This is a genomic window from Kitasatospora sp. NPDC023120, assembly GCF_055560835.1.
In genome coordinates, this window is record NZ_JBVHHY010000034.1 from 66,254 (window position 1) to 76,430 (window position 10,177).

Annotated in this window: 7 protein-coding genes and 1 pseudogene; 1 reads left to right on the forward strand and 7 read right to left on the reverse strand. The window is 72.6% G+C overall.

Going from position 1 to position 10,177, the window contains the following annotated elements:
• Positions 1-65: 65 nt before the first annotated feature.
• From ACZ3TI_RS35300 to ACZ3TI_RS35310, 3 genes are all read right to left on the reverse strand, one after another.
• Entirely contained in the window at positions 66-1,316 is a 1,251-nt protein-coding gene (locus tag ACZ3TI_RS35300) for an SLC13 family permease (RefSeq protein WP_465733662.1), read from the reverse strand.
• Positions 1,317-1,514: 198 nt separating this feature from the next.
• Positions 1,515-1,898 carry a lactonase family protein gene (locus ACZ3TI_RS35305; protein WP_465733646.1) on the reverse strand — a complete coding sequence of 128 codons (384 nt, stop codon included), beginning with the start codon at positions 1,896-1,898 and terminating at the stop codon, positions 1,515-1,517.
• Complete coding sequence (locus ACZ3TI_RS35310; RefSeq protein WP_465733648.1) at positions 1,895-3,394, reverse strand: GH1 family beta-glucosidase; 1,500 nt, start codon at positions 3,392-3,394, stop codon at positions 1,895-1,897. The genes ACZ3TI_RS35305 and ACZ3TI_RS35310 overlap by 4 nt, the downstream gene beginning before the upstream one ends.
• A 244-nt stretch (positions 3,395-3,638) precedes the next feature.
• Between ACZ3TI_RS35310 and ACZ3TI_RS35315 the strand changes: the two genes are divergently transcribed.
• Positions 3,639-4,664: a LacI family DNA-binding transcriptional regulator gene (locus ACZ3TI_RS35315; RefSeq protein WP_465733650.1), complete on the forward strand. Its 1,026-nt coding sequence runs from the start codon at positions 3,639-3,641 to the stop codon at positions 4,662-4,664.
• A gap of 113 nt (positions 4,665-4,777) precedes the next feature.
• On the opposite strand, the gene ACZ3TI_RS35320 is transcribed toward ACZ3TI_RS35315, so the two are convergent.
• From ACZ3TI_RS35320 to ACZ3TI_RS35335, 4 genes and pseudogenes are all read right to left on the reverse strand, one after another.
• Positions 4,778-6,610, reverse strand: a complete 1,833-nt coding sequence (locus ACZ3TI_RS35320; protein ID WP_465733652.1) for a glycoside hydrolase family 6 protein — start codon at positions 6,608-6,610, stop codon at positions 4,778-4,780.
• 91 nt (positions 6,611-6,701) lie between these two features.
• Positions 6,702-8,234: a cellulose binding domain-containing protein gene (locus tag ACZ3TI_RS35325; RefSeq protein ID WP_465733654.1), complete on the reverse strand. Its 1,533-nt coding sequence runs from the start codon at positions 8,232-8,234 to the stop codon at positions 6,702-6,704.
• A gap of 263 nt (positions 8,235-8,497) precedes the next feature.
• Positions 8,498-9,880, reverse strand: coding sequence for a ricin-type beta-trefoil lectin domain protein (locus ACZ3TI_RS35330; protein ID WP_465733656.1), 1,383 nt, complete (start codon positions 9,878-9,880; stop codon positions 8,498-8,500).
• A 177-nt stretch (positions 9,881-10,057) separates the two neighbouring features.
• Positions 10,058-10,177: pseudogene (locus ACZ3TI_RS35335) on the reverse strand (non-reducing end alpha-L-arabinofuranosidase family hydrolase); the annotation flags it as partial.

The following is a 10,177-nucleotide window of genomic DNA, read 5'->3' on the forward strand; positions in this document are numbered from 1 at the left end:
GTGATCCTGGTACCCGGCAGTCCTGCTCGGAAGTCCTGCTCGGAAGTCCTGCTCGCGAGTCCTGCTCAGAAGAGCTGCAGCGACCCCCACAGTGCCACCACGGCCGCGACCAGGGCGGCGGGCACGACGAGCAGACCGAGCCGGGTGAACTCGCCCAGGCCGATGTCGGTGTCGTGCTCGCGCACGATGCGCCGCCACAGCAGGGTGGCCAGGGAGCCGGCGTAGGTGAGGTTCGGGCCGATGTTCACCCCGAGCAGCACCGCGAGAACCGCCCCGGCACCGGACGGGACGGCCAACGGCAGCAGCACCAGGGTGGCCGGCAGGTTGTTGATGACGTTCGCCAGCACCGCCGCCAGCGCCGCCGTCCCGAGCAGCGCGGGCAGCGAGGTGCCGTGCGGGACGAGGTGTCCCAGCGCGGAAGCCAGCCCGTTGTCGACGACGGCCCGGACCACGATGCCGAGCGCCAGCACGAAGGCCAGGAACGGCACCGCGGCCGAGCGGACGATCGCCGCCGGGGTGGTGCTGCGCCGGACCAGCGCCCGGACGGCGAGCGCGAGTGCTCCGGCCAGGGCCGCCCAGGCCGGATCGACCCCGATGATCGAGGTGAGGACGAACCCCGCGAGCGTGCAGCCCACGGTGACGAGGGCGAACAGCGGCATCTCCGGCGCCGTCACCTCGTCCGCGGCCGGAGCGCCCGCGTCCAGGTCGGCGGCGAAGAACCGGCGCAGCACCACGTACTCCACGGCGATGGCCGCCAGCCACGGCAGCGCCATCAGGGCGGCGAACCGGGTGAAGCTCAGCCCGCTGGCGGCGAAGGCCAGCAGGTTGGTGAGGTTGGAGACCGGGAGCAGCAGCGAGGCCGTGTTCGACAGGTGGGTGCAGGCGTAGACGTGCGGCTTGGGCCGGGCACCCAACCGGGCCGCGGTCACGAACACCACCGGAGTCAGCAGCACCACGGTCGCGTCCAGGCTGAGCACCGCCGTGACCACCGAGGCGACCACGAACACCTGCACGAGCAGCCGCCGCGGGCTCCCGGCGGACGTCCGGGCCATCCACGCCCCGCAGGCCCGGAACAGGCCCTCGTCGTCACACAACTGCGCCAGCACCAGGACCGCCGCGAGGAAACCGATCACCGGACCCAGCCGCTCGGCCTCGGCCGCCGCGTGGGCCGGCGAGATCGCTCCGGTGGCGATCACCAGCCCGGCGGCGGGAACCGCGACCACCGCCTCCGGCCAGCCCCACGGCCGCACCACCGCACAGACCAGCACCAGTGCCAGCAACCCGATGGACAGTGCTTCCGCGAACGACGTACTCAGGGGTCTGCTCCTTGCAGGCGACGGTGACGGCACACGCGATCCGACCGGAAACGCCAGCTCACGGCGGGTCGGTGCGGGCCAACCGTACGCGGTGGCCACCCGGTGGACGCAAGGCGCTCCGAGCCGACGGCCGACCGGACCACGGTGCGGGCCCCGCACCGGGGCGCGCGGTGGCCGGGGGCGCCGAGCCCGCTCCGGTCAGGGGCCGACCGGCAGGACGGAGAGGACGCCGTCGCCGTAGTGGGCCGCGAAGAGGTGCGAACCGCCGGGGTGGACCGCGAGGTGGCAGGGGCCCGCGCCGCCGCTGGGGGTGGTGACGGGCAGGCCGAGGAGCCCGGTGCCGGGGTCGATCCGGAGGGACAGGACCTGCCCGGACTCCTCCTCCAGGACGGCGTGCACGACCGGCCGCGTCGGGTCGAGGGCGGCGTAGGAGGGCCGGGAGACCGGTACCGTGCCGATGAGTTCCATGGCGCCCGTGGCGTGGTAGCGGACGGTGGACAGGCCGGCTCCGCGGCTGCCGGCCGGGGCGGCACTGCCGATGATCAGAGTGCCGCCGGTGGCCGTGGTCGGGCGGCGGTTCACGGGTGGTCGCGCTCCGTGGGTCGGGCGGCACCATCGGCCGGTGGTGCCGACGGCGGGTGCAGCTCGCCGCTGCGGGCCACCCGGGCGTACCAGCGGGCACTGGCCTTGGGGGTGCGGGCCAGGGTGGCGTCGTCGACGCGGACCAGGCCGAAGCGCTTGTCGTAGCCGTACGCCCACTCGAAGTTGTCCAGCAGCGACCAGGCGAAGTAGCCGCGCACGTCCGCGCCGTCGGCCAGGGCGCGGTGGGCGGCGGCCAGGTGGGCGTGGAGGTAGGCGGTGCGGTCCGGGTCGTCGACCGTGCCGTCCGCGCCGGCCTCGTCGTCGTACGCCGCGCCGTTCTCGGTGATGATCAGGGGCAGGTCCGGGTGGCGGCGGGCGAGGTCGGTCAGCAGCTGGTGCAGGCCGGAGGGGTCGACGGCCCACCCCATCGCGGTCCGTGCGCCCGGCGCCGGGTGGAAGCCGACCCGGTCCGCGCCCGGCCAGGGCGAGGCCGTCCCGCCGCCGTGGCCGTCCTCGCGGGCGGGGGCGGTGCCATCGGCGCTCGCGGAGACGACGGTGGGCGTGTAGTAGTTGACGCCCAGCCAGTCCAGCGGCTGGTGGATCTCCTTCTCGTCGCCGGCCCGGACGAAGGACCAGTCGGTGAGGTGGGCGGTGTCCGCCAGCAGGTCCTCGGGGTAGCCGCCGTCCAGCATCGGGCCGAGGAAGACCCGGTTGCCGACGGCGTCGATCCGGCGCACCGCGTCCCGGTCGGCGTCGGAGGCGGTCAGCGGGCGCAGCACGTGCAGGTTGAGCGAGACGGACAGCTGCGCGTCGGCGGGCAGCACGCCGCGCAGCGCCGTGACGGCCAGGCCGTGGCCGAGGTTGAGGTGGTGGGCGGCGCGCAGGGCGGACACCGGGTCGGTGCGGCCCGGGGCGTGGACGCCGGAGCCGTAGCCGAGGAAGGCGCTGCACCAGGGCTCGTTGAGGGTGGTCCACTGGCCGATCCGGTCGCCGAGGGCCTCGCCCGTCAGAGCGGCGTACTCGGCGAACCGCTCGGCGGTGGTGCGCTCGGGCCAGCCGCCCGCCGACTCCAGCTCCTGCGGGAGGTCCCAGTGGTAGAGGGTGGCGACGGGGGTGATCCCGGCTGCGAGCAGCTCGTCGGCGAGGCGGCGGTAGAAGTCCAGGCCGCGCTGGGAGGCCGGGCCGTGGCCGGTGGGCCGGACGCGCGGCCAGGAGACGGAGAAGCGGTAGGCGGTCAGCCCGAGCTCGGCCATCAGCCGGACGTCCTCGCGGAAGCGGTGGTAGTGGTCGACCGCGACCTCGCCGGTGTGGCCCTGGAAGACCTTGCCCGGGGTGCGGCAGAAGGTGTCCCAGATCGAGGCGGTGCGGCCGTCCTCGGCGGCGGCGCCCTCCACCTGGTAGGCGGAGGTGGCCGAGCCCCAGAGGAAGCCGGCCGGGAACCGGGGCAGCGGGGCGGACTGGGCCTGGGGGAGCGGGCGGGCGGGGGGAAGGGGCACGGGCTGCTCCTGACGACGAGCGGACGGCACATGTGGGAGCGCTCCCACACCTCACGCGGAAGGTTCCTGCCTCAGCTGATCCGCTGTCAAGGGATGGCACTGAATTGCCCTCCGGCGTCCCGTCGTCGGAATGCCGACGCCATTTCCCGATCACGGGCGTGCCGTGGCGGCGCCGAGTGCCGCTGATCTAGGATGCGCAGCCAAGCGGCGGAGGCCGACGACGGCGGCGGAAGGCGCGTGGGCGGTGAGCGGACGGCAGACCGGAAGACCGACCCTGGAGGAAGTCGCGGCCCTGGCCGGTGTCGGGCGCGGCACGGTGTCCCGGGTGATCAACGGTTCGGCGCGGGTGAGCGACCGGGCGAGGGAGGCGGTGGCCCGGGCCGTCGCGGAGCTCGGCTACGTGCCCGACCGGGCGGCCCGGGCCCTGGCCGGAAGCCGGACCGACGCGGTCGCGCTGGTCGTCCCCGAGACCGAGGCGCGGCTCTTCGCGGAGCCGTACTTCCTGGACGTCATCCGTGGCGTGAGCGCCGAACTGGGTGCGGCGGACAAGCAGTTGCTGCTCACGCTGATCCGCACCGAGCAGGAGCGGCAGCGCTTCGAGCAGTACCTCGCCGCCCAGCGGGTGGACGGCGTACTGCTGGTCTCGGTCCACCGGGACGACCCGCTGCCGGACCAGGTGCGCGCGCTGGGCCTGCCGGCCGTGCTCAACGGGCGCCGCTCGCCGCAGGAGCCGCTGGCGTACGTCGACACCGACAACGTGGGGGCCGGCCGCTCGGCCGTGGACCACCTGGCCGGGCGCGGCCGCTGCCGCATCGCCACCATCACCGGCCCGCTCGACATGGACGCCGCCCAGGGGCGGCTCTCCGGCTACCGTCAGGGGCTGGCGGCGGCCGGCCTGCCCGAGGACGAACGCCTCGTCGCCACCGGGGACTTCACGGAGGACGGCGGCCGCCGGGCGATGCGCGAGCTGCTGGAGCGCTGCCCCGACCTGGACGCGGTGTTCGCCGCCTCCGACCTGATGGCGGTGGGCGCGCTCGCCGTCCTGCGGGCCAGGGGCCTGGACGTTCCCGGTGACGTCGCGCTGGTCGGCGTCGACGACTCACCGGTGGCCCGCCACCTCGACCCGCCGCTGACCACCGTCCGCCAGCCGATCGAGGAGATGGGCCGCATGATGGCCGGGCTCCTGCTGCGGCAGATCGCCGGCGAGGACGGCGCGGAGCCGTCCCGCCTGGTGCTGCCGACCGAGCTGGTGGTGCGGAAGTCCTCCTGAGAGGTCATCCATCCGGGGAGGCCCTCCTGACGGGGCCTCCCGAAGGGTCCTGTCGGGGCCCGTCGACCGTCCGGAGCGCCGATGGCCTCCGGACGGTCGACGGGCGTTCGGTGCTACAGCGCCGGGTAGGCGTTCTTCAACAGCTGCTGGAACTGGGCGGAGAACCAGTCCCCGGCCAGCGGCGCGTCCGGCAGCGCACCGGACATGCTGTAGTTGTTCCGCGGGTTGCCGGTGTACGTCGGGTCGCACATCCGGTCGAAGCCCTTGCCGTCGTTGTTCGGGATCTCCTTGCTCGCCCCGTCCGACTCACCCGGGGGCTTCATCCAGACGTAGGCGTCGATGCCCGTCGCCGGGTCCGCCTGCGGCCGCTCCCCGAGGCCCGCGCCGGCCTGGTTGCACCAGTTGCCGGTCTGGAAGCGCCGGTCGTAGCGCCCGCCGTCCACGTACGCGTCGACGCTCGTCTTCGGCCCGGGCCCGGACGGCCGGGCGGTGCCTCCCCAGCCGTTGCGCGAGGTGTCGATCAGCATGCCGAGGTGCGGGTCGAAGCCGATCGAGACCAGCTTGGCCCGCATCGCCTGCGCGTAGGACAGCTCGTCGGTGTACCGGTTCCAGTCGACCCACTTGGACTGGCGGACGGAGGTGCCGTTGACGCTGTCGTCGATGCTGAAGTTGTTCTCCTTGAGCGCGCTGTAGTTCGCGGTGTTGACGATGAAGCCGGCCACGTTGGCGAGGGTCGAGCCCTCGGCCGTCGCGGCCTGCTTGAACAGGTCCGCGGACGTGCCGAAGTTGTCGTCCCAGCCGAGCCAGCCGTGGTGCCCGGCGTCGACGTAGTTGTACACGTTGGGCACGGCGCCCAGCTTCTTGAGCGCGTAGCCGACGCCGGTGATGTAGTTGCCGTTGGCCTTCATCACGTCGCACGCGGGGGTCGCGGTGGCACGCGGCGTGGTGTTGGTGGCCAGGTTCGGCAGCGAGTCGATCTCCACCGCGGTGACGATGCGCAGCCCCGCGTACTTCGGGTCGGCGAGGATCGCCGCGATCGGGTCGATGAACTCCGTCTTGTACCGGCCGATCTCGGTCGGGCCGAGCTCGCCGTTGGAGGCGAGCGCCGAGCAGTCCCGGCCGGGCAGATCGTAGATGACGAGCTGGACGACGAGTTGGCCGCTGCCCTTCTGGCGCAGCGCCTCGTCGAGGTGGGCGCGCAGCCCCATCTTGCCGTTGGCGCCGGCGATGGCGGCGATCCGGTCGATCCAGATGCCGGTGGGCTGGTTGGCGACCTTGCTGCCGCCGGGCTCGGCGGCGGCGTGCGCGGACCACTCGGGGTTCACGTAGACCTTCGCGCCGGCGTACGGGTTGTCGACGCGGCCGCCGGGCGGGATGGTGGGGGTGCCGGTCGGGGTTGCCGTGGGGGTGGCGGTGGGCGAGGTGGTGGGCGTGCCCGTGGGGGTGGGAGTGGGCGTCGTGGTGGAGCCGTCGCAGAGCACGCCGTTGAGCTTGAAGGCGGTGGGGACCGGGTTGGCACCGCTGTAGGAGGCGTTGAAGCCGAAGGAGGTGGAACCGCCGGTCGCCAGGCTGCCGTTGTACGACATGTTCCGGGCGGTCACGTCGGCCCCGGACTGGCTGATGGTGGAGTTCCAGCCCTGGGTGACCTGCTGTCCGCCGGCGAAGGTCCACTCCAGGGTCCAGGAGGCCAGCGGGTCACCGGTGTTGGTCACGACGACGTTGGCGCCGAAGCCGGTGTTCCACTGGTTGGAGACCTGGTAGTCGACCCGGCAGCCGGCCGTGGCGGCGCCCGCGGAGGCGGACAGCACGGTGGCGGTGGCGCCGCTCGCGGTGATCAGGGCGAGGGCGGCGAGCAGGGCCGTCCGGCTGCCGCGCAGCCGGGCGAGGGCGTGGCCGGTGGGATCGGTGGTGTGCGTGGTGCGCGGGGTGCGCGGGGTGCGGCTCATGGTCCGGGTGTCCCTTTCGGTGAATCGGTGTCCTGGTGCGTCGGTGTCCCTGTGTGTCGGCGTTCCGGTGTCACGGCGTCCCGGTGTTCGCTCAGCGTCCGTTCAGGGTGCGCAGGTGGTCGCGCAGCCCGGTGCCGTACGCGGTGGGAGTGCCGTCGTAACCGCTGATCAGGGCAGGACCGGAGGAGCAGTCCCAGGTGTTCCAGGTCCAGCCCAGGTAGGAGAGCCCGCGGTCGTCGGACCACTTCATGACGCGGTCGACGAACGCGTGACCGCAGGTGTTCTCACCGATCTCGCCCGCCACGAGCGGGACCCGGGCGGCGATCGGAGCCAGGGTGGAGGTCCAGCAGGTCTCGCTGGCGCAGGAGTTGAAGTTGTACACGTGCCAGGCGGCGGCGAGTTGGCCGCTCGGATCCGTCGGGGCGTGGGCGAGCCAGCCGCTCAGGTCGTTCGCGTAGGCGATGCCGGGGACGAGGACGACGTTGCGCGAGCCGGTGGCCCGGACGGCGTCCACGAGGTCCTGCATGCCGGCCACCTCGTAGCCGATGCCCGGGCAGGTGCCTCCGTCGCGCCAACAGGCCCAGGCCTGGTCGGTGGTGGCGGTGGCCCGGTCCGGGTAGGGCTCGTTGAACAGGTCGAAGACCACCCGGCGGTCGTCCTTGAAGGTGTTGGCCACCGAGGTCCAGAAGGCCGGGGCGTACTGGGCGTCCGGCATCGGCTTCTGGCAGGAGGCGTGCACGTCCGAGCAGCCCGCCGAAGCACCGGTGTACTGCCCGTACGTCCAGTGGAGTTCGACCACGGGGGTCATGCCGTGCGCGAGGACCCGGGTCACCAGCGCCTTGACGGCGTCGACGTACGCGGTGCCCCGGTACTCGGGCCGGATGTTGTCCAGGCCGAGCCAGCACTCCTCGTTGAGCGTGATGCGGACGGTGTTGGCCTGCCAGTCCGCGATCGCCTGGACCGCGGGGTCGTCCACCGGGCCGTCGAAGATCCCGTGGCCCTGGACGCACATGAACTCGCCGCCGGAGCGGTTGACGCCGAGCAGTCGGCGGGTGGTGCCGCTCGGGTCGGTCAGGCGGTTGCCGCTGACGCCGAGCTCGGGCGCGCCGGTGGGTGTGCCGGTGGGTGTGCCGGTCGGGGCCGGTGTGGTCGGGGACGCCGTCGGGGTGGGGGTGGGCGTGGGCGTGGTGGACGAACCGCCCGTGCAGGCAAGGCCGTTGAGGGTGAACTCGACCGGCGCGGGGTTGCTGCCGGACCAGGAGGCGATGAGGCCGAGGGCGACGCTTTCGCCGGTTCCGAGCGAGGCGTTCCAACTCTCGTTCACCGCCGTGACGGTGGTGCCGGACTGGGACCAGGTGGCGTTCCAGCCCTGGGTGAGGCGCTGACCGCCGGCGAAGGTGAAGCCGAGGCGCCAACCACTGGTGGGCGCGCCGTTGTTGGTCACGGACACGGAGGCCTGGAAGCCGCCGTCCCACTGGTTGACCGTGGAGTAGACCACCGAGCAAGCGGAGGGTGCGGCGGCATCCGCACCCGCACCCGCTGCGCCGGACAGGGCGGACACGGCGCTCGCCAGGGTGAGGACCGTGCCGGCGAACAACGCCGAGAAGGGTGGGGGGTGTCGCATGAGCGACTCCTCGCAGCGAGGACGCGCCGCTCCCGGCGCGTCGACTGACGGAATCGCTCCCACTGGTGGGCACCGACCGTAGCGCCAACTACCGCTAAGGAAAAGAGGAGTTGCGCGGATTCCTCGGCCAAGGCGTTCGACTCTTCAAGCCTCTTGACCGACCCGGGGGCATCCCTCACAGTGGGAGCGCTCCCACTGGTTCGAGCATTGTTCATGTCACGACAGCGCAGCGGGCTCGGCGCCCCGGGCCCCCGGAGTTCGGTTCAGCTGCGCAGACTCCATTGCTGGTTGCCCGCGCCCGAGCAGGACCACAGCTGGATCTTCGTCGCGTTCGCCGTGCCGGTTCCGGCCGCGTCCAGGCACAGGCCTGACTGCACTCCGGTGATCGTGCCGTCGGAGTTGACGTTCCACTGCTGGTTGGCCTGGCCGTTGCAGTCCCAGATCACCACCGCGGTGCCGTTGCCGGTCCCCCCGGCCGAGGCGTCCAGGCACTTGTTGCCGTAGACCATGAGTTGTTTGCCCGCCGTGGAGGTCCACCGCTGGTTGGTTCCGCCGTGGCAGTCCCACAGTTGCGCCTGGGTGCCGTTGGTCGTGGAGGAGCCGCCGATGTCCACGCAGCGGCCCGACGCCTGGCCCACGATCTCCTGGTTGCCGCCGGGCGTGGGGGTGGGAGTGCCGGAGCCGAACTGGCTGAAGAACTTCCACACCTCGCCGGAGGTCCAGGTGCGCCAGCCGTCGCAGGTGCACCCGTCGATCGGGCCGGGGTCGTGGCCCGCCCCGTCGAACGCGGCCCAGACCACCGGATGACCGGACTTGCACCCGGAGTAGGCGGTGACGACGTGCGTCAGGCTGCCGGACGCCGGCTCGGGCGGGTTCTGCGGGGTGCAGCCGTTGTTCCTGACGAACCGATCGCGGAGCTCCCGCCCCGATGAGATGGGCAGGACGTCGTCCCGCAGGCCGTGGAGCCCCATGTAGGCGATCGGCTGCGTGCCGCCGCTGCATCCGCTGAGGTTCGCTCCGGCGTAGACCGCGACCGCCCGGAAGACCGTCGGCCGGGCGCAGGCGAGCGCGTAGCTCATCCCGCCGCCGTAGCTGAAACCGGCGGAGAAGAGCTGGGTCGTGTCGACGCACAGACCGGCCTCGAGCTGCCGGGTCAGGTCGTCGACGAAGGTGACGTCCTGGCCGTTGGAGTTGGCCCAGCCGTTGTCGAGGCCCTGGGGTGCGACGAAGACGGTGCCGTTGCCGGCGTTGTCCGCCAGTCGCCGGAGGCCGTAGTACGACCAGTTGTAGCCGTCGGTCCCACCGGAGTCGACCTCGTTGGCGGTGCCGCCCCGCCAGTGGAATCCGAAGACCAACCGGTAGGGGTGGTTCTGGTCGTAGTCGGCGGGGACCCTCAGGATGTAGCCGCGGCTCTGACCGCTGCTGACGATCGTGTGGGGGCCGCTCGCCAGCGACGGTGCCTTGCCGCAGCCACCGGTGCCCGCGGCGGTGCCGACCGGAGCGGCGTTGACGGGAGCGGCGTTGACGGGAGCGGCGTTGGCCGGGGCGGCGTTCGCGCTGAAGCCGAGGCCCAGCGCCATGCTGAGCGCGGCCACGAGGACGACCATCGCGGACCGTAGGGGCGTGAACGAGGACCTGCGTTTCATCGGCTCTTCCTTCGCTGCGGGTGGACAGGAGGTCAGGGCGCCGGACGGCGGAACTTCTGCCGTCCGGTTGAAACGGTTCGATCGAGCGAGGGCGGACCCTCGGTGATGTCGGCAGGCTGACGGGGAGGGAGCCCCAGCCGTGATCGGCTGGGGTTCCCCGTGGTGGATCAGGACGGCTCAGCGCTGGAGGGTCAGGAGGCCCGGGCGCCAGGGGAGCTGGTCGTAGGGGCCGGTGGCGTTGGGGGACTTGCCCTGGTAGAGGAGCTGGAGGTTGCAGGGGTCGATGGTCATGGTCTG